Origin of the sequence: Levilactobacillus lindianensis, from assembly GCF_003946095.1 — a bacterium.
GTDB classification, from domain to species: Bacteria; Bacillota; Bacilli; order Lactobacillales; family Lactobacillaceae; genus Levilactobacillus; species Levilactobacillus lindianensis.
In genome coordinates, this window is record NZ_RHOD01000004.1 from 83159 (window position 1) to 103568 (window position 20410).

Annotated in this window: 16 protein-coding genes and 8 tRNA genes; 1 reads left to right on the forward strand and 23 read right to left on the reverse strand. The window is 48.4% G+C overall.

Annotated features, from left to right (window positions below):
• Positions 1-7: 7 nt before the first annotated feature.
• The 16 genes from rpoB to EKM70_RS02575 form a co-directional block, all read right to left on the reverse strand.
• Complete coding sequence (gene rpoB / locus EKM70_RS02500; RefSeq protein WP_125544937.1) at positions 8-3622, reverse strand: DNA-directed RNA polymerase subunit beta; 3615 nt, start codon at positions 3620-3622, stop codon at positions 8-10.
• 237 nt (positions 3623-3859) lie between these two features.
• A complete protein-coding gene (locus EKM70_RS02505; RefSeq protein WP_125544939.1) occupies positions 3860-4459 on the reverse strand; it encodes a TetR/AcrR family transcriptional regulator in 600 nt (199 codons plus the stop codon).
• Positions 4460-4603: 144 nt separating this feature from the next.
• Positions 4604-7099 carry an ATP-dependent Clp protease ATP-binding subunit gene (locus EKM70_RS02510; protein WP_125544941.1) on the reverse strand — a complete coding sequence of 832 codons (2496 nt, stop codon included), beginning with the start codon at positions 7097-7099 and terminating at the stop codon, positions 4604-4606.
• Positions 7100-7116: 17 nt separating this feature from the next.
• The gene (locus EKM70_RS02515) at positions 7117-7584 is read right to left on the reverse strand and encodes a CtsR family transcriptional regulator (RefSeq protein ID WP_125544943.1); all 468 of its coding nucleotides are present in this window, start codon (positions 7582-7584) and stop codon (positions 7117-7119) included.
• 198 nt (positions 7585-7782) lie between these two features.
• Positions 7783-7856 (reverse strand) — tRNA-Pro (locus EKM70_RS02520).
• A 36-nt stretch (positions 7857-7892) separates the two neighbouring features.
• Positions 7893-7966 (reverse strand) — tRNA-Pro (locus tag EKM70_RS02525).
• 31 nt (positions 7967-7997) lie between these two features.
• Positions 7998-8071 (reverse strand) — tRNA-Arg (locus EKM70_RS02530).
• Positions 8072-8091: 20 nt separating this feature from the next.
• Positions 8092-8177: transfer RNA gene (locus EKM70_RS02535), tRNA-Leu, on the reverse strand.
• Positions 8178-8190: 13 nt separating this feature from the next.
• A tRNA-Gly gene (locus tag EKM70_RS02540) sits at positions 8191-8262 on the reverse strand.
• 27 nt (positions 8263-8289) lie between these two features.
• A tRNA-Thr gene (locus EKM70_RS02545) sits at positions 8290-8362 on the reverse strand.
• Positions 8363-8401: 39 nt separating this feature from the next.
• A tRNA-Leu gene (locus tag EKM70_RS02550) sits at positions 8402-8483 on the reverse strand.
• Between the two features lie 37 nt (positions 8484-8520).
• Positions 8521-8593, reverse strand: a tRNA-Val gene (locus tag EKM70_RS02555).
• A gap of 297 nt (positions 8594-8890) precedes the next feature.
• Positions 8891-10162 (reverse strand): serine--tRNA ligase, encoded by a 1272-nt coding sequence (gene serS, locus EKM70_RS02560; RefSeq protein WP_125544945.1) that lies wholly within the window; start codon positions 10160-10162, stop codon positions 8891-8893.
• 279 nt (positions 10163-10441) lie between these two features.
• Positions 10442-11074: a deoxynucleoside kinase gene (locus EKM70_RS02565; protein WP_125544947.1), complete on the reverse strand. Its 633-nt coding sequence runs from the start codon at positions 11072-11074 to the stop codon at positions 10442-10444.
• 228 nt (positions 11075-11302) lie between these two features.
• A complete protein-coding gene (locus EKM70_RS02570) occupies positions 11303-12793 on the reverse strand; it encodes an amino acid permease (protein ID WP_125544949.1) in 1491 nt (496 codons plus the stop codon).
• A gap of 329 nt (positions 12794-13122) precedes the next feature.
• Positions 13123-13653 carry a GNAT family N-acetyltransferase gene (locus tag EKM70_RS02575; protein WP_125544951.1) on the reverse strand — a complete coding sequence of 177 codons (531 nt, stop codon included), beginning with the start codon at positions 13651-13653 and terminating at the stop codon, positions 13123-13125.
• A gap of 128 nt (positions 13654-13781) precedes the next feature.
• Here EKM70_RS02575 and EKM70_RS02580 point away from each other — a divergent pair, with 128 nt between their 5' ends.
• Positions 13782-14576 carry an alpha/beta hydrolase gene (locus tag EKM70_RS02580; protein ID WP_125544953.1) on the forward strand — a complete coding sequence of 265 codons (795 nt, stop codon included), beginning with the start codon at positions 13782-13784 and terminating at the stop codon, positions 14574-14576.
• Between the two features lie 310 nt (positions 14577-14886).
• Here the strand turns inward: EKM70_RS02580 and EKM70_RS02585 are convergent, their stop codons facing one another.
• The 7 genes from EKM70_RS02585 to EKM70_RS02615 all read right to left on the reverse strand — a co-directional run bounded on the left by EKM70_RS02585 (position 14887) and on the right by EKM70_RS02615 (position 20252).
• Positions 14887-15555: a phosphatase PAP2 family protein gene (locus EKM70_RS02585; protein ID WP_125544955.1), complete on the reverse strand. Its 669-nt coding sequence runs from the start codon at positions 15553-15555 to the stop codon at positions 14887-14889.
• A gap of 96 nt (positions 15556-15651) precedes the next feature.
• Positions 15652-16101, reverse strand: coding sequence for a threonine/serine exporter family protein (locus EKM70_RS02590; protein ID WP_125544957.1), 450 nt, complete (start codon positions 16099-16101; stop codon positions 15652-15654).
• Between the two features lie 12 nt (positions 16102-16113).
• Entirely contained in the window at positions 16114-16869 is a 756-nt protein-coding gene (locus EKM70_RS02595; RefSeq protein ID WP_125544958.1) for a threonine/serine exporter family protein, read from the reverse strand.
• Positions 16870-16979: 110 nt separating this feature from the next.
• Positions 16980-17627 (reverse strand): metal-dependent transcriptional regulator, encoded by a 648-nt coding sequence (locus EKM70_RS02600; RefSeq protein WP_057879286.1) that lies wholly within the window; start codon positions 17625-17627, stop codon positions 16980-16982.
• A 42-nt stretch (positions 17628-17669) separates the two neighbouring features.
• A complete protein-coding gene (locus tag EKM70_RS02605; RefSeq protein WP_125544960.1) occupies positions 17670-18569 on the reverse strand; it encodes a cation diffusion facilitator family transporter in 900 nt (299 codons plus the stop codon).
• 145 nt (positions 18570-18714) lie between these two features.
• The gene (locus EKM70_RS02610; protein ID WP_125544962.1) at positions 18715-19278 is read right to left on the reverse strand and encodes a GNAT family N-acetyltransferase; all 564 of its coding nucleotides are present in this window, start codon (positions 19276-19278) and stop codon (positions 18715-18717) included.
• A gap of 530 nt (positions 19279-19808) precedes the next feature.
• Entirely contained in the window at positions 19809-20252 is a 444-nt protein-coding gene (locus tag EKM70_RS02615; RefSeq protein WP_225416359.1) for a MerR family transcriptional regulator, read from the reverse strand.
• Positions 20253-20410: the final 158 nt, after the last annotated feature.

Below are 20410 nucleotides of genomic sequence, written 5' to 3' on the forward strand. Positions count from 1 at the left end.
TTATTAATTAGTCTTGTGTGTTCGGTTGACTTTCATTTTTAGTGGTTTCTGGTGCTGCTTTGGCACTTTCAGCCTGAGCTTGCGCCTTACGTTGTTCTTCTTGCTGTTGGGCAAGCTTACTCAACGCATCAACGTTCACAACATCGTCGTCATCGTCATCCATATCGCGGAGTTCGATTTCTTCGTTGTTCCCGTTTAAGACCTTCATGTCCAGACCCAAGGATTGTAATTCCTTGACCAGAACACGGAAGGATTCAGGCACACCAGGCTTTGGAATTGGATCGCCCTTAACGATGGCTTCGTAGGTCTTAACCCGGCCAACCACGTCATCAGACTTGTACGTTAAGATTTCTTGTAACGTATAAGCGGCACCATAAGCTTCCAAGGCCCAAACTTCCATTTCACCGAAACGTTGGCCACCAAATTGCGCTTTACCACCAAGTGGTTGTTGCGTAACCAGTGAGTAAGGTCCAATGGAACGGGCGTGCATCTTGTCGTCGACCATGTGGGCCAGCTTCAAGTAGTTCATGACACCAACGGCAACCCGCTTGTCGAATGGTTCACCGGTCCGGCCATCGTATAAGACGGTCTTAGCATCGGCAGCCATCCCGGCTTCCTTAACAGCATCCGCGATATCAGTATCTTGGGCACCATCAAAGACAGGCGTTGCCACGTGGATACCCAACTTACGAGCAGCCATCCCTAAATGCAATTCGAGCACTTGCCCGATATTCATCCGGGAAGGCACACCCATTGGGCTCAGCATGATGTCGATTGGGGTCCCATCTGGCATGTATGGCATATCTTCCTCAGGGATAACAACGGAAACCGTCCCCTTGTTACCGTGACGACCAGACATCTTGTCCCCAACTTGGATCTTCCGCTTTTGCGCGATGTAGACCCGAACCATCATGTTAACACCAGGAGAAAGTTCGTCCCCGTTTTCACGAGTAAAGATCTTCACGTCCTGGATAATCCCGCCACCACCATGTGGTACCTTCAGGGAAGTATCCCGAACTTCACGGGCCTTTTCACCAAAGATGGCATGGAGTAAACGTTCTTCGGCTGATAATTCAGTCACACCCTTAGGCGTTACCTTACCAACCAGGATGTCACCGTCTTGAACTTCGGCACCAATCCGGATAATTCCGTCTTCGTCCAAGTTCTTCAAGGCGTCTTCACCCACATTAGGAATTTCGCGAGTCATTTCTTCAGGCCCAAGCTTCGTATCACGTGCTTCTGATTCATATTCTTCAATATGAATCGACGTGTAAACGTCATCGCGAACCAATCGTTCGTTGATCCCGATGGCATCTTCGAAGTTGTACCCTTGCCAAGTCATGAAGGCAACTAATGGGTTTTGACCTAAGGCCAGTTCCCCATTTTCCATTGAAGGACCATCAGCCAAGATTTCGTCGTTGTCGACGTGATCGCCAACCTTAACGATTGGACGTTGGTTGTAGTTCTTCCCACCGTTAGAACGGCGGAACTTCATCAGCTTGTAAGTGTCTAGCGCATCGTCGGCACGACGTACACGGATTTCACGGGCATCGACGTATTCAACAGTACCTTCGTGTTGGCTAATTAAAGCAACCCCAGAGTCATGCGCTGCCTTGTATTCGATACCAGTCCCAACCAATGGTGCATGAGGGTCCAGCAACGGCACAGCTTGCCGTTGCATGTTGGCACCCATCAAGGCCCGGTTGGAGTCATCGTTTTCCAAGAAAGGAATACATGCCGTGGCCACAGCAACTACTTGCTTAGGCGAAACGTCCATGTAGTCAATCCGGTCAGCCGTCGTTTCAATGTTATCGGCTTCGGAACGGGCCATAATGGTATCCGTATCGAATGAACCGTCATCGTTCAATGGCGTGTTGGCTTGAGCAACAACGTAGTTATCTTCTTCGTCAGCCGTCAGGTAATCGATCTTGTCGGTAACCTTGTGGGTGTCCCATGAGACACGACGGTATGGCGTTTCGATGAACCCGTACTTGTTAACCCGAGCGTAACTGGAAAGACTGTTAATCAACCCAATGTTAGGACCTTCGGGCGTTTCAATTGGACACATACGGCCATAGTGGGTGTAGTGAACGTCTCGGACTTCATATCCGGCACGGTCACGCGTCAAACCACCAGGTCCAAGGGCAGACAACCGACGCTTATGCGTTAATTCGCCAAGTGGGTTAGTCTGATCCATGAATTGTGACAATTGAGATGACCCAAAGAATTCCTTGATTGAGGCAACCACTGGGCGAATGTTAATCAGTTGTTGTGGCGTTACCGTCGCAGCATCCTGAATGGACATCCGTTCACGCACAACCCGTTCCATCCGGGATAACCCGATCCGGAATTGGTTTTGCAGGAGTTCACCCACGGAACGAATCCGCCGGTTACCCAAGTGGTCAATGTCATCGACGTTCCCAATCCCAACTTGGAGATCGAAGAAGTAATTCATGGAAGCAATGATGTCGGCTGGGCGAATGTGCTTCAGCTTGATATCAATGTTGCCATTCCCAATAACAGGAACTTCTTGTTCTGGATCGTCTGGTGATTGCACCTTGATAATTTGTAATTTAAGTGGTTCAGTAACAACGGCTTCGTCTGAAGGTTGGAAAGTAACCATCTTGAAGTCTTCTTGGTCCAAGTATGGGGCCAAGGTCTTCATGACGTCCTTATCAACTACCGTGCCCTTTTGCGCGATAACTTCACCAGTATCAGGGTCAGCTAACGTTTCGGCTAAGGTTAAGCCGAGCAAACGGGTCTTCAGGCTGAGCTTCTTGTTGGTCTTGTAACGTCCAACAGGCGCCATGTCGTAACGCTTGGGATCGAAGAACCGGGCGGTCAGTAAACTCCGTGAAGAGTCGGCCGTCTTAGGTTCACCTGGACGTAGACGTTCGTAGATATCCTTTAAGGACTCTTCGACACGTGAATCGTCATTGTTCTTGTGAATATCCTTTTCCAACGTCTGTGACAGACTTTCGTTGTCACCCAAGATATCCAAGATTTCATCGTCAGAACCGAAACCTAACGCCCGAACTAATTCGGTCATTGGGATCTTCCGAGTACGGTCAATCCGAACGTAAGAAACATTCTTAGCGTCCGTTTCAAATTCAAGCCAAGCACCCCGGTTAGGGATAACAGTGGCACCGAAGATGGTCCGACCGTTCTTATCAGTATCATCATTGAAGTAAACGCCTGGTGACCGGACTAATTGGGAAACAATTACCCGTTCTGCCCCGTTAATAATGAAGGTCCCTTGGGCCGTCATTAATGGGAAATCACCGAAGAAGACGTCTTGTGACTTAATTTCGCCCGTTTCATGGTTCGTCAGGCGCAGGGTTACGTGCAACGGTGCAGAATAGTTTGCATCGTGTTCTCGTGCCTCATCGACCGTATATTTGGGTTCTAGTAATTGATAATCAACAAACTCTAACGAAAGGTTTCCTTGAAAATCTTCGATTGGCATGATGTCGTCGAACATGTCGCGTAAACCTTCGTCAAGGAACCAGTTATACGAATTGGTCTGAATCTCGATTAAGTTAGGGAGATCAAGGACTTCCTTGATCCGCGAATAGCTACGGCGAGTACGGTGTTTCCCGTATTTCACTAAGTGTCCTGCCAAGTTGTTCACCTCTCCTATTTATTCTGTCAACTGGCCTATCCGGAATGTTACATTTTGATTACAATTGCATTTAGACCCGGATTTTTGGCAAAAAAAATCCAAAAACAAACCCAAAGTTTGCTTTTGGCTTCTTATAGTGATAGCTCCGGACAATATATCGGCGCTACCAATTTCAGTTCACAGTTGCATACAAATGATATAGTACTAAATCTAGCGTCGAATGTCAATACATTGACTTTACTTTTTAACTGCAACCCCAAACAGGATCAATCGCACCAGGGCCATGGTCTGCTCGTGCTGTGTCGCATCCTTAGGCCCTACGTGATGGAAGGTGTTAAAGAGCGGACTCAGACTGGTGAGATAGAAAGAAGCCGCGTCTTGGGGCTGAATATGGCCTTGTAGCTGGACGGCATCCGTGGCAAAAAAGGCCGTCAGTGGTGCCAGATAATCCTGTTGAAAGACCATCCCCAAACGTCGCTTATTCTCCGCCTTCAAGAACCGGAAGCTTCCGTGAATCACCGTAAAAACGTCTCTGGGATGTGCCGATGTCAGGACCTCGGTCACTGCCGTTAAGGCTTCCACTGAATCAACATTGGGCGTCAGATTGGCAACGACCTGCTCAATTCCCTCACGAATCTCTTCCCCAACTGTCCGAATTACCTCTAAGAAGATGACCTCTTTATCACTAAAATGATGGTATAAGGCAGGTTGTGTGATTCCCACCTGGCGCGCAATCTCACGCGTCGACGTTGCTTGATAACCCTGTGACAGGAATTGCTCCCTGGCCGCAGTCAAAATCGCCGCGTGGGTCCGAGTCAATTGTTCTTCTCTCTTCATTTACAGGCCGTCGTCCCTTCTCAAATTAAATTTCCTAACTAGTGTACCACATTTCATTTATCACTAGTTAGACCGACACGACGCCTCAACCAAAAAAGATAGCCATCCCTGAATCGGAATGACTACCCCTTGTTTACTTTTCATTTAATGACTGGCAACTGCCGTGGGTTCTTGGTGCTTGCTAGACTTGATGGCCATTGTCATCTTGCCGTGAGAAGCCCCCATAGTGACCTGATCATGGGTCTTAACCTCACCACTTAGCAAGGCTTCACTCAGCCGATCCTCAACTTGAGTCTGTAAGGCCCGCCGAATTGGCCGTGCCCCGTACTCAGGATCGAATCCAGCCTTGGCAATCACGTCGATTGCAGCTGGCGTAATCTTCAGCTTGATGGCTTGGTCAGCAACCCGCAAGACAATCTGCTTAGCCATTAACTTCACAATTTCGTGGAGTTCGTCCTTCTTCAAGGAGTGGAAGATAACCGTTTCATCAATCCGGTTCAAGAATTCTGGCCGGAATGACTGCTTAAGGGTCTCCCGAATGGTCTGAGCCATAGCCTTGTAATTGTTAGCCTGGTCCTCAGCACCAAAGCCGACAGTCTTTTCATCCCGCAGCTTCGTCGCTCCCAAGTTAGACGTCATAATTAAGATGGTGTTTCTGAAGTCAACCTTACGCCCCTTGGAATCGGTGAGATACCCATCATCTAAGACTTGTAAGAGGATGTTGAAGACATCCGGGTGCGCCTTTTCCACTTCATCGAATAAGACGACGGAGTATGGCTTTTGACGAACCTTTTCAGTCAACTGGCCGCCTTCATCATAGCCAACATAACCGGGTGCCGACCCAATCAAACGACTCGTGGAGTACTTCTCCATGTATTCGCTCATATCGACCCGAATCATGTTGTTCTCGGACCCAAACATAGCTTCAGCCAAGGCCTTTGCTAATTCGGTCTTCCCGACTCCGGTTGGTCCCAGGAACATAAAGGACCCAATTGGCCGGTTCGGATCTTTCAATCCGGAACGAGCCCGGCGAATTGCTCGAGAAACCGCGGAAACGGCCTCTTCTTGACCCACAACCCGTTTGTGCAGGATCTTTTCAAGGTTAACCAACCGTTCAGCATCGGTTTGCTTCAACTGTGTGATTGGCACCCCAGTCCACTCAGCCACCACTTCAGCCACGTCTTCACCCGTGACGTCCGTCGTATACTGTTGGTCACTGGCAGCTGCCGCTGCGGCCGCTTTGGCCTTGCGGGCATCCAGCTTTTCACGTAAGGCCATCTCCTGAGTCCGTAACTTAGCGGCTCGTTCGAAGTCCTGTTGTTCGATAGCCGCTTCCTTCTCATCAGCTAGACTAGCCAATTCCTGAGCTTGCTTAGAAGCTGGGGTTGGCTTACCCATCTGGTCGATGCGGACTTTAGCCGACGCTTCATCCATAAGGTCGATGGCCTTGTCTGGTAAGAAACGGTCACTGATGTAGCGCGTAGAGAGCTTAACGGCCTGTTCCAACGCATCATCCGTGATATTCACGTGATGGTGGTCTTCATAACGTGAACGCAAGCCCTTTAAGATTTCTAAGGCTTCGTCAGGCGTTGGCTCGTTAACCTGAACCGTCGCAAACCGCCGTTCCAGCGCAGCATCGGATTCAATATACTTCTGGTATTCATCCAGCGTCGTTGCCCCAATAGTTTGGAGCTCACCACGAGCCAAGGCTGGTTTCAGGATGTTTGAGGCGTCGATCGCCCCTTCAGCCCCACCAGCACCGATCAGCGTGTGGAGTTCATCGATAAACAGAATAACCTGACCATCATTGTAGATTTCTTCAATGACTTTCTTCAAACGATCTTCAAATTCACCACGGTACTTGGTCCCGGCAACTAGAGAACCCATGTCGAGCATCATTAACCGTTTATTTTGCATATCCTCTGGCACGTCGCCGGCCACAATTCGTTGGGCCAAGCCCTCGGCAATCGCTGTTTTTCCAACACCGGGTTCTCCAATGAGCACGGGGTTATTCTTGGTCCGACGACTCAGAATTTGAATGACTCGTTTAACTTCTTTTTCACGCCCGACTGTTGGGTCCATCCGACCTTCCTTAGCCGCCTCGGTCAAGTTACGCGCCAAGGAATCCAGCGTTGGCGTACCACCTTGGGCAGCCCGACGTTGTGACCGGTTGTCATTCCGACGCTTAGGCGTATCGGTGATCCCTAGCTTCCGTAAAACCACCTTCCGAGCATCCGTTAATTCAACACTCAGGTTCTTTAAGATTCGGGAAGACAAAATCGTTTCATCACTAAGCAACGCTAACAGAATGTGTTCCGTCCCAATCTTTGTGGCACCCAGTCGTTTGGCTTCGTCGCCAGCCAACGTTAACATTGTTTTGGCCTTTGGCGAATAGGGCAGGTAACTGTCCTTGTCGGTGTTGGCTAATGTTCCATAACCCGTAAACCGTTCGATTTCTTCGCGAACATCGTCTTCAGTAATCGAAAACTGCTGCAAAACCTTGTTGGCAATGCCATTCTTTTCAATTGTAAGGGCGAGTAGCAGGTGTTCCGTTCCCACCGCTTGGTGCTTAAAATACTTTGCTTGTTCCTGTGCCAATACCAAGACACTCTTAGCACTCGGTGTAAATAGGTTATCCATTGCAGCTCCTCGCTTTCTTAACTCTCGTAACGTAAATGGTCCAGAATTGAATTCAAGACCGCCGCGCGTACGCGTTCATCCATTTCACGACTTCCCGTATTAATCGCATCTTTATTAATGGCTGCTAAAATAATATTGGCTTCGCGTCGGTTAATGGTCCCCGCCTCAAAGAGGTTTCGCACCACTGCCAAGCTATCGTGCCGTGAAATCTGGTCCCCAACAGCGCTCACTAACGAATCGATGAAGTCCAAGTTATCCAGCAACTTAACCTTCTCAATCCGAATGTAGCCTCCGCCACCACGCTTACTGCGAACGACATAGCCGTCCTGAATGGTAAAACGGGTCTTAATCACGTAATTAATCTGTGATGGCACCACATTAAACTGGTCAGCGATCTCCGCTCTGCGGATTTCGACCTGTTGGGATTCTGCCAGAATCTGCTTCAGGTAAGATTCAATAATATCCGAAATATTCTGATTCTCCATTATCGTCCCCCCTTCGCCACAGTTATCTGACTAATGTTGACTAATATTATACGAAATTCCACCAAAAAAGCAACGGATTAGCCCGTGCCTCTGAAGAAGTTCCGGTAAACTATCATAACAAAAAAACGGCCAGCTTCCAAACAATTAGTAAGGAATCCAGTCGTTATTATTATAATATGTATTCGAGAGATAAAAAAATCGGGAAGACAAGATTTGAACTTGCGACCCCCACGTCCCGAACGTGGTGCTCTACCAAGCTGAGCTACTTCCCGAAGAAAGCTCACCAGCAAAATATTAAGCTAGTCAAATCGGGAAGACAGGATTCGAACCTGCGACCCCCTGGTCCCAAACCAGGTGCTCTACCAAGCTGAGCTACTTCCCGAAAATTGCTTATGAGACATAAGCAACAAAAATGCACCCAGTAGGAGTCGAACCTACAACCTTCTGATTCGTAGTCAGACACTCTATCCAATTGCGCTATGGGTGCATAATTATTATTAAGTTAAATGCCGAGGACCGGGATCGAACCGGTATGGTCATCACTGACCGCAGGATTTTAAGTCCTGTGCGTCTGCCAATTCCGCCACCCCGGCAAAGGGGTTAAAAAGCGGAAGACGGGATTCGAACCCGCGACCCCCACCATGGCAAGGTGATGTTCTACCACTGAACTACTTCCGCAAATTGGCTATTAAATTAATGGAACCATGCCGACTAGAGGATTCGAACCTCCGACCTCCTCATTACTAGTGAGATGCTCTGCCAACTGAGCTAAGTCGGCAAAATATTTTTGAATAAATATTTTGCAATATTTAGTTAATGCAGGTGAAGGGACTCGAACCCCCACGTCATAAGACACTAGAACCTAAATCTAGCGCGTCTGCCAGTTCCGCCACACCTGCAACGTTGGCGAACTAACGCCAGGGACTTTATTCCCAATGGAGGATACAGGGCTCGAACCTGTGACCCTCTGCTTGTAAGGCAGACGCTCTCCCAACTGAGCTAATCCTCCATATGCTTTCAAACAAGACAACCTCGCTCGAAACAACTATTATAATTTACCATGCCAGGAAGATGATGTCAACAACAATTTCAAATTATTTTGAATAAATATTCGCTGACTGAATAACTACTCCCGTAACAACATTTAATATTGTATCGTATCCCAAATAAAAAAGCTAGCCTTTTTTTGAACTTTTTTCCAAGAAACTGTGCCAGGCCCTCACTTCCCTCCCGAAAACACAAAAAGAGCCCGACCATAGAGTCGAGCTCCTCGCTGAAGCTTGTCGTGTAATTATCCAAAAATGCGTTACTTGGTAATCCGGGTGACCCCACCCATGTAAGGAACCAAGACGTCTGGAATAGTGACAGAACCATCAGCATTTTGATAATTTTCCAAAATAGCGGCAACTGCCCGGCCAACAGCCAAGCCAGACCCATTCAAGGCATGGACATATTGTAGCTTCCCTTTGTCATCGCGGTACTGGATGTGGGCGCGCCGTGCTTGGAAATCAGTCGTGTTTGAACAACTGGAAATTTCACGGTAAGTATTCTGGTTCGGGAACCAGACCTCTAAGTCGTGCGTCATAGCGGCTGTAAAGCTCATATCACTGGTTGTGAGTGTAATGACGTGGTAAGCCAGTCCCAGCTTCTGTAAGAGCATCTCAGCGTGCTTAGTCAGAGCCTCCAGTTCATCCCAGGAATTTTCTGGCTTACAGAACTTCACCATCTCAACCTTGTTGAATTGGTGAAGTCGAATCAAGCCGCGAGTATCGCGCCCGGCACTCCCCGCTTCAGAACGAAAGGCTGGCGTCAAGGCCGTGAACCAGACTGGTAGCTTCTCTTCAGGAATGACTTCGTTACGATAGTAATTCACCAGAGGCACTTCGGCCGTTGGAATCAACGTCATGTCCTCGTCACGTAACTGGTAGACGTCTTCCTTAAACTTAGGAAATTGACCCGTCCCGTACATAGAATCATCATTCACAATGTATGGTGGCAGAACTTCTGTGAAGCCGGCTGCCGTGTTCTGATCCAGGAAGAAATTGTAAACGGCACGTTCTAGCCGGGCGCCGAGACCCATGTAATACAGGTAACGGCTACCAGAGACCTTAGCGCCACGCTCGAAGTCAAGGATGCCTAGGTCTTCCCCAATCTCCCAATGCGCCTTAGGCTCGAAGTCTAGGTTAGGTTTCTCCCCCCATTGCCGTAATTCGACACTGCCATCTTCATCTAAGCCAACAGGAACGTTGTCGTTAGGAATGTTGGGCAAGTGAGCAGCAGCATCGTGAACTTGGTCCTTCAAGGTGTCGAGTTCAGCGTCTAAGGCCTTAATGTCGGCACTAACTTGACGCATCTCCTTAATTTTGTTGTCGGCATCTTCCTTGTTACGCTTCAACTGAGAAATCTCATCGGACACCGTGTTACGCTGTGCCTTCATGGTTTCACTCTTGACGATCAACTCACGCCGTTTGGCATCCAGGGCCAGTAAAGCATCGATGTCGGCTGGATCGACATTTCTTGTCGCTAACTTTTCTTTAATAAAGTCTGGTTCTTGGCGAATTAACTTTAAATCTAACATGATTAAACTCCCTTCGATTTGCTGGATGATACAAAAAAGGCCTCCGTCACATGGGACGAAGACCTTCGCGGTACCACCCAAGTTCATGGCACAAGCCATACACTTGAACATGATAACGGTCTGCACCGTGCGGCATTACCCGCCCACTATTTAGTCGTGCTGGAAGTTTCGATGTTGCGGTTTTCAGCTTACCCCGCTTCTCTGACCATCTACTTAATAAGGCACGTCGTGTTTACTAATTGTCATTATCATACCGCACTTTAACGGTTTAGACAACGATTAGAGTGTTGCAATCTTTTCATCGATTAATTGAAGAACCTGACGACGAGCGTCAGCGTCTTCTACGAAGTCCAACTTGTCACCATCGATTTGCATCTTAGGGGACTTGTCGTAATTATTATACCAGTTGACATAGCGTTGGTCGAGTTCCTTGTAGTATTCATACAAGCTCGGGTCATGGTCGATTTGTTCGAAAGAACGGCCGCGTTTCTTAATCCGTTCTAGCATCGTTTCAAAGGAGATGTTGATGTGAATCAACAAGTCAGGATTCTTCTTGTGTGTTGCGTCAGGAAGTTCTTCCATCATGTTGGCCAGTAAGGAGTCATAGATGTCAACTTCAGTGGCCGTAGCCCGTCCTAAATCAGCATTCAAATGAAAGAGTAAGGAATCTTCGAAGATAGAACGATCGAGCACACTCTCGTCATCAGCGTTGGCTGCCTTGATGCTGTCCAGCCGCTTGTTAAGAAAATAGATCTGTAACAGAAAGGCATACTTCTGTGGGTTTTGATAGAACAACGGTAGGATCTTGTTGTCATCCACTGATTCATAAAAAGCTGGTTTGTGAAGGTGGTCGGCAAGCAGACTAGTCAAACTAGTCTTGCCGGCGCCAATGGTTCCTGATAGTACGAGCATGCAATCTCTCCTTTATTTACTGACGCACCGGGGACTCCCCCGGAAATTTTTCAACACTACATATTGTACCAACCCTACCGTAAAAAGACAATATGTCGTGGGGAATTTCACCTCAGCAGGTCACGTCATTTGTCCCCTTGAGGGATATAAAACGGCGCCTAGTCAAGACTTACTCGACTGGGCGCCGCAGAAAATTTAATTTTATTTGTTGATGATCAAGTCAGACTATTAATCTTTGTTTTTCAGCGTTCCTTCTTCGTGGATTGGCGAAACGTCAACTTCGTCCAAAGGAATTAACTTCGTGTGGTGCCGAATCTTGTACACCGTGTAAAGAACCAGAACTAATGGCACACTGATGTAGGTGATCAGGACTTGTTCCCAGTTACCGGTGAAGAAGGATTGTGGGTCTTGACCAACAATCACGGCGACACAGAGAACCAAGGCTAACAGTGGACCCACTGGGAACCACTTAGCATGGTACTTCAACTCGCTGAGCTTATGGCCTTGACGAACGAATGCTCGCCGGAACCGGTAGTGTGACAACGCAATCCCGAACCAAGCAATGAATCCGGTTAATCCACTAGCAGCCACCAACCACAGGTAAATCTGTGGTCCGGCAATACTGGTGAAGAAAGTCACGGCGGCAACGATAGTCGTTGCAATCAATGCAGGATAAGGAATCCCATTCTTCCAGGTCCGTTCGAAGAGCTTTGGTGCGTAGCCTTCCTTGGACAAGGAGTACAGCATCCGAGTAGAGGCGTACATCCCGGAGTTAGCGGATGAAATCACGGAAGTTAAGATAACCGCGTTCATCACACTAGCCGCGGCAGCCAGTCCAGCACGTCGGAAGACCAACGTGAAGGGACTAATGGCAACGTCACTAGCGGAAGAGCCCAGTAAATCAGGACTCGTGTAAGGTAAGACGGCGGCAATGACGAAAATTGCTAAGATATAGAATAAAATAATCCGCCAAAATACCTGGTTGATGGCCTTAGGCACATCGTGTTCCGGATCTTCGGATTCACCAGCAGTGATTCCGACTAATTCGGTTCCTTGGAATGAGAACCCGGCAACCACGAACACACTCAGAATGGCTGGGAAGCCACCCACGAATGGTGCCTTTTTGTAAGTAAAGTTTTCTAGGCCAGTGGCATGACCACCCATGATTCCGACGATCGTCATGAACCCGACGGCTAAGAAAACGAAGATCGTGATGACCTTAATTAAGGACATCCAAAATTCGGTTTCACCGAAGGCCTGAACTGACATGGCATTGATAAAGACAATCAAGACCAGTGCAATCAGACTCCAGATCCAGCCGGGAACCCCTGGTAACCAGAACTTCATAACCAGAGCCGCCGTCGAAATATCCACGGCAACCGTGATTGCCCAGTTAAACCAGTAGTTCCAACCCATTGCGAATCCGAGTGCTGGATCCACATACTTGGAAGAATAAGCCGCAAACGACCCTGAAATTGGCATGTTCGTTGCCATTTCTCCCAAACTTGTCATTAGGAAGTAGACCATCAGGCCCATCCCAATGTATGCTACTAACGCCCCACCGGGTCCAGCTGTAGAAATGGCAGAACCACTTGCTACGAAAAGCCCGGTACCAATGCACCCGCCTAAAGCAATCATGGAAACGTGACGGGTCTTGAGACCCCGCTTAACGGATTCCGTGACTTCTGGTGTGGATGACTTTGTAATATCCTGCTTCATGTTCTTTTCCTCCTTCTTGCTCGAAGGACCTTCTCAACATAGCCCCATAACTTTTCACCATGGTGAAGAAATGCACATGACTAAACCATTGAAAGCACTTCATAACGCTTTACGTTGCTATGGCGGTCTCAGAACTTTGAATGCGGTCACCCCACCAGATCACAGGCTGTGATTGGCTTTGCTTCCAACATTCGCCACCGTAAAAAACCGCCTTTTTACGGATGAATAAATATTATTAGCGGTACCCTTTTCATCAACACATTGTAGTATAGCTACCGCTATCTGATTTTGCAAGGTTAATTTGGTGTGAGCGCAAATTGTTTTTTTTCTTACAAATCAAGACGAAACGCCAATAAAACTTGTGGTTTTGGGGTCAGGCTCTCCCCAACAGGCAAGCTAACCTCCGGATCCACCACCTGGAAATTTAGTTTTTCCAAAACATGTAAAGATCGCGTATTATTTTTCAGAACGGCGGCCCTAATCTCCCGCAATCCTGCATAATGTTGACGAACACCCTGTATACTTCCTCGCAGGGCTTCTGTCATCAACCCTTGTCCCCAGTACTCTGGTCGCATCAAGTAGCCTAATTCACGGCTAGTCTCGTCTGGTTCCCCGTTTTCATTGACTACCGGATACCAGACAATCGAGCCAATATAGCGGTTCGTGGCCTTATCTACGATAGCAAAGGCCATCCCCGTAGCCTTCTCACTTTGAAACCAACTATCCAGCTGTTCCGCGGTTGGGGCCATGTTTTGACCGGCCGGTGAAGCAACCTCAGGCATCGAGAGTAGCTCACCATAGGCTGCGCGGTCACTGTCAGTTACCGGTCTAACGATTAGACGTTTCGTTTCTACAATCATGATTTCTCCCTCCTAATTTCCGTCACTCGTTGAATTGCGTTACAATAAACGCAACTAGCTTCGCAAGCTAGGCTTTAGATCGGCCTAGTTTGTTGTCCCTATCATGACTGAAAACAGGAGGTTTCGCAATGAAAATTATCAAACAATCCTTGGCATCCAACTCCAACGCTTACCTACAGGGTTACTTACGGCAGGACGCGACCACACCACAGCACTATCCGGCCATGATCATCGTTCCCGGGGGGTCCTACACTCATATTCCCGAACAGCAGGCCGAAGACCTGGCACTTGCTTGGTCTGCTCGTGGTTACCAGGCGTTCTTTCTACGCTATAGCTTTGTCGCGGAAAAGCAGCCCCTCCTACCGGCCCCAGTCATCGAATTGGCTCAGACAGTGGCTAGTCTCCGGCAAAATGCAACAGCCTGGCAAATCGATCCTGACCGCATTACAATCGCCGGATTCTCAGTCGGTGGCCATATCGTTTCCCTCTACAATGACCTTTGGCATATCACGGACTTTGCCAAAAAGGTTGGCGTCTCAACCGAAATCCTAAAACCACAGGCGATCATCCTAGGCTATCCGGTCATCACGCCTAAGGCTGGGTTCCCTACCGACCCCGCCACACTTGATGCCTGGACCAATGCCCCGGCAAAGATTGCGGCAGACCAGCGCGTCACTGCTGAGAATGCGCCGACCTTCGTCTGGGCCACTGCGGCTGATCCCCTAGTACCCGTTCAGAACGCTCTCGCCTACGCTCAGGCCTCAATTGCGCAAGGCGTAGACACGGAGCTTCACTTATTCCACCACGGCCCACACGGCCTCGCACTGGCCAATCCGGTGACGGCCTGGAAGCCAGGAACGGCATTGCCACACGTCGCCCACTGGATGGACCTGGCCCAAGAATGGCTGGACGATCTCGACTAACATTGGCACTGTCCGCCTTACCGGCTGATAGATATTAGCTCATGACTCTATGGTCACGCTAACCAATCCCTATAAAAAATAAATCCATACAAATAGGTCAACACCATTTGGCATAATACCGGATGGCGTTGGCCTTTTTACATGATTCATGGACACCTGGCACTGATAGCACTTTAATCGTGGATAGCCAGCCAGTATCGTTCCCATGACAAAATTAAAGAGCACCGCAATAGCCAAGACGATCAGCTGCTGCGGTGCTCTATTTTTAGTTTATTCAGTCATTAACCCACATGACCATCCGGCCGACAGGTCAAATCTCGGAACGTTTCAGCAACGGCCACCCCTGCATCATCGGCGCAAGCCGGATGTAGAGTCCTTCGGCTACCTGTAACCACAGGTACGCCAGCAGAACCGCCCCAATCGTATCTGTTGGGAAATGCGCATTGAGATAGACCCGTGAGATCATCACCAAGACCATCCAAATAATCAAGACAATTCGCAGTAACCAAGCCTTCCAGGCCCTACCAATCATCGGCAATAGAATCACCCAAATCATCGCAATGACGAGGAATGTTCCAAACACGTGACCGCTGGGGAAACTAAAGCCATCATCAATCGCCAAATGCGTTGCCGGTCTGTCGCGGGCGACGACCTTCTTCACGAGTGACGCGATGACGTCCCCACTAGCCAATGTTGCCAAACACCAAAGTGCTGGAATTTTAAATTTAAAGCCCCAAAGGAAGAACGCCAGCACTAGAACCCAAATAATCGCTAACTTGGGCTCAGCTAGACTGGTCACTCCTCGATAAAGTAGCGTTTTCCAACCTGGTTGGTTCTTCTGAATCACGTCAATAATTGACGAGTCCAAGAAGCTCACGTAGGCATTCTGTGCCTTTACGAAAAACGCAACGACCAGGAAGAGGGCGGTGGCAAGTGTGAACTTCCACGGCCGATCCCGGTCTCGATCAAATAGCATCATGATTGTAATTCCTTTCGTCTTACCCGATTCTGGGAAACCCCTAGCAATGAGTATACCACCTCCCGCCTAGATTTCTAGAGGGCGGTCGGGATTTGCCTAGCGACGGTGACGCCATGCACGTTGCTGGACCCGATTGACCAATTCTGATAAGAGGAAGCCAAACGCAATAGAACCGGAGATCATCGCCACTTGCATCATGAAGACAAAAGCGGTGGCGTTCTGGCCTAGGGCGAAATTCTTAATCATTTGATAAGCTTGTCCTCCGGGCACCAGTGGCACCAGAGCCGGGATATTGAAGAGGATCATCGGCATCTTTTTAATACGGGCCGCCTGCAGAGAAGCAACCCCAATAGCGAAGGCTCCCAGTAGGTTACCTACCACATAGCCACCCCCGCTTAAGACGGTGAATCGGTATAGCAAAAAGCCCAAAACCCCAATCCACCCGCCAAAATTCAAGGCACGTCTTGGGATATTAATGAGGACCCCGAAGGCCAGTGTCGAGACGTAGGTTCCCGCGACCTCGATAAAAAACTCTAATACTGTCATGTCGATCGCTCCTTATAAGAACTGCAGGACCATGGCGATCCCAAATCCAATGGCGGCAGCACTCACTAGGGCTTCTACCGCCCGGGCTGGTCCACTCACCAGATTACCGGCAAGCACATCGCGCACCGAGTTGGTAATCGGCACACCGGGAACCAGTGGCATGACCCCACCGATGATGATGTCATCGACACTGATCCCCAGACCCAGATGGACGACAAATACGGCAAGAATCCCAATCGTCGCAGCACCGGCAAATTCTGACAGGAATCGAATCTGGATGAATTTATTCAGTAGATAGAAGACCAGCCAGCCAATCATCCCCACGAAACACGAGATCCAAAAGTCATGTAGATTGTGACGAAAGACCACTTCAAGGGGACCACTGACCATCGCAGCGGCCAGTAACTGAGCCCACATTGGGAAGTACTTGGTTTCACTGTCGAGATGGTCTAGCTTGTCAGCAAATTGCCGCAAAGTAATGTCATGTGCAGCAAACGCCCTGGAAAGCTGGTTAACTACGGCAATCTTTTCCAGGTCAAACGTGCGCCGCTTGACCGGTTGGATCTGCGCCCCTACCTCACCGTTGATGGCCATGAGAATTCCGGTAATCATCACGAAGAGTTGACTGGTTTTAGCGCCGGCATTGTGGGCGATTCGCGTCATGGTATCCTCAACCCGTTCGATTTCCGAACCATTCTCAATCATGATGCGGCCTGCCGTTAGCGCCGTATGTAAGATTAACTGGTCCCGTTTTTTCTGGCTACTCACCGCAGACCCTCCTGTCGTTTACATTATCTCATTCATTATACGACACTCCACGCCCGCGAGAATATCTGAGTAACAAAAAAGCGAAGAGACTGTTCTTCGCTTCCCATAATTTATTTAACAAAAATGTAGTGGGCCGCCTTATAGCTCACGATGAGTTCGGCATTGTCCGTAAGGTTCTGAACGGTCACCGGACCCTCAAATGGATCGTGCTTCAAAACCTTCAACTGGTCCCCGATATCTAACTTTAGGTCGCCCAGATAAGTTAAGAGATCGTGATTGTCGATGAACCGGTCTACCGTGACCACGCTACCATCTTCGGCATCGTTCAACACGGTGTGACTATCCTCGTGATAATGACCTAACCGATCGGGAATGACCCCACCATGGGGACAGTGCGTGGGATTACCCAGCATATCGTCCAAGGCATTGATGAGTTTGGGACTCGTGACGTGTTCCAAAACCTCCGCCTCGTCATGAACATCAGGCAGGGCATAGCCTAACTTTTCTACCAGAAAGTCTTCCCAAATCCGGTGCTTTCTAACCAGATCCTCAGCCAAACGGATGCCGCGGCTAGTCAGTGAAATGCCGGCGTATGGGGTGTGTTCTGCCAATCCCTCAGCAGCCATCTTGTTAACCATTTCAGTCACTGAACCGGCAGCAATATTCAAACTAATTGCAATCTGCTTGTTGGAAACTTTCTTTTGCCGACCACCTAGTTCGAAAATAATTTTTAAATAATCCTCCTTCATCGGAGTCATACTGTTCACCTCATCTAATTTACGTTCCGAACAACAACTGCCCTACTCATGGCGCCAATCATTTGTTTTATGAATCAGGTCTGTTCCCATCCCCCGTCGGCATTCAGCCTGAACGGTGACGTGGTTAATCCCGTACCGGTGACAGAGGAGCTTTTCAATCTGCCGATACGTGGGTTCAATCTCGGCTAAGGGAAGATTGTCCATGTTCACGTGGACAGAGAAAACAATATTGTTTTCGTCAATCAACCAGGCGTGAATGTGGTGGACCCCTTCAACCTCAGGTAACTGGAGAATATCGTGAGCGATGGCTTCGTAATCCAGTTCCGGCGCAGCCTCCATTAGAATTCTAAAGGTCTGCTTGATAATCGGCCATGACTCACAGATGATATACCCCGCCACGACAATCGTGATGAGCGGATCCACCCAACTGATCTGCCAGATGGTAATCAGGATAGCCCCAACGATCACGCCGACCGAAGCCAAAGCATCACTCAACAAGTGTAAGTACGTTGCCCGAATATTGAGGTTATGCTTAGCCCCTCTGTTCAAGAGTAAGGTCGACAGCAGGTTAGCCGCAAAACTAATCACCGCCACCAGTAGCATGATATCCCCTTTAACCGGCTCTGGATGTAAGAGTCGCCGAACAGCTTCGACGGCCAGAACCAGTGAGACGATAATCAAGATTCCCGAATTCAACAGGGCCGCTAAAATTTCTGCTCGCCGGTAACCGAAGGTATTGGTTCGGCTCTGCTGCCGGCCCCCGATCCGATGCGCGACATAGCTCAGAACTACGGACAACGCATCTCCCAGGTTGTGAAAAGCGTCTGACAATAGGGAAAGACTTCCCGAGAGTAATCCCCCGATGAGTTCAAAAACTGTAATGACCACGTTGAGTACCGTGACCAGTAAGAAGCGGCCACCCGTCAATCCATTCTGTGTCATTTCTCGTCACCCCAATTTGGCTCTGCTAAGTCTTATTATCGCAGAGTTTAGGGAGAATGAAAAGGTCCTTTTGGCACGACCCGACTATGTAAAAAGGATTGCCCCAAGATTAACCTGGCAACAATCCTTCTATATATAAGATAGTTTATTTAGTGACGGCCGCTTGGTTCAAATGAGCTGGCTTTACATTGGCAGTCAAACGTTCGTAAGCAAAGTCCTTCACTCCTTGCAAGTCCATCCCCTTCAATTCCACCTTACCGGTTTCAGTGAAGCCATTCTTCTTGATAACGTGTTGCATTCCTCGGTTATCGGGATGTGTGTCAATCCGAATACTTTCGATGCTTTCCGATTGATCAGCCTGCGCGAAGAGTCGTTGGAAAAGTTCCCCAGCGAGACCGCGACCATGATGGTGGCTCGATACTGCGACACGATGAATAGCCAAGTATGGCGAATCTTGGGTCAACCAAGCCCCTTCAATCTGTTCGTAGCTCACATCGATTCCAGGAATGACTGCAGCAGTTCCTAAAATCTCGTCATTCTCTTCCAAGACAACCGTCCATCCTTGGTGAATGTCGTCGACCATAACGGCCGTGTTGGGATAAGTTCCCTGCCACTGATCAATGGATTGGGCCGCCAGTAATTCACGGCCATCACGGATAATCGATTCAATTTGTGGTAAGTCAGCCATAGTAGCTTGTCGTAACAGCATGTATAACACCATCCTTCATAGTTTTGGTTTAAAGCGATTTTGTTATATTACCATGCTAAAAATAAATTACAACAATCTTGATTCATCTTTTTCAAAATTATTTAGCCGCGATGCTGACTGTTCCAGAAATCCCTTGCTCTGCCTCGATTTATCATTTTAATAATTTTGCCATATTCTCAGGAATTTTTCACCCACACAAAAACGGCCAGTCAAGAACTTTCTAAACTTGACTAACCGTCACGGGAGCCGCTCCGGGCGAGCGAAAAATCAAAATACATCAATTTTCCAAAAACACGTCGTTTTAGTTTCACGATCGCTTACGTTAACATTCATTAACGTAGTCTAGGCGCGAGATAAACGCGCTATTACTCATGGTTATTCGCCTGGTTTCACAACACGTCAACAACATGATTGACCACCAATCCAGCCAGAAGATCGATTGGTATCGAAAGTTTTTTCTGCCCGGGGCTTTAAGTTCCTCCCGTGCCTTCAGATTACCATTGTTACCGATGAGACACAACGGTTTGCCCCTACTTCTCGTGAGCAACTAGTTTAAATTCCCACTTGCCAGCGATGCGCTCCGCCACTAAGTCTTTCGTGGGATCTGGATCGAAGACACCCATATTAATTTGAATATCATCGTCAACCAATTCAATATGAACGAAACGTTCTTCAAAAAAGGATCGCAAGGCATCAAGGAAGGCCCCTCGCCGTTGTGCTAGCTTAACAGCCGCCACTAAGGTATAGCCGTCGTCCATGTGCATCTTAATCTGCTGGACTTTCAACAACGTCTTATAGGAAAACTTCCGATTTTTGCCATCTTCGACGACCTGACTTTCAATATATCCTTTCCGTTCCCAGTAGCGAATTTGACTCTGTGAGACGCCCGTTGCCTTGGCCACATCACCGATTCCTAAAACAATTTGTTCCATTGGAATTTTTTTAAATAATTTTGCCGCATCTTCATGAATCATGCCGATCGCCTACTTTCTTCGTTTAAACGGCCTTCGTCAAAATCGCCACGTGATCGTAATGAAAGCGTTTGTGAATCTTGTTAGGTAATTTCATCTAAGTGTTTCCTTTTCTCCAAATAGTATATATATTCTGTAACTCATGTCAAGCTAGTTGACAA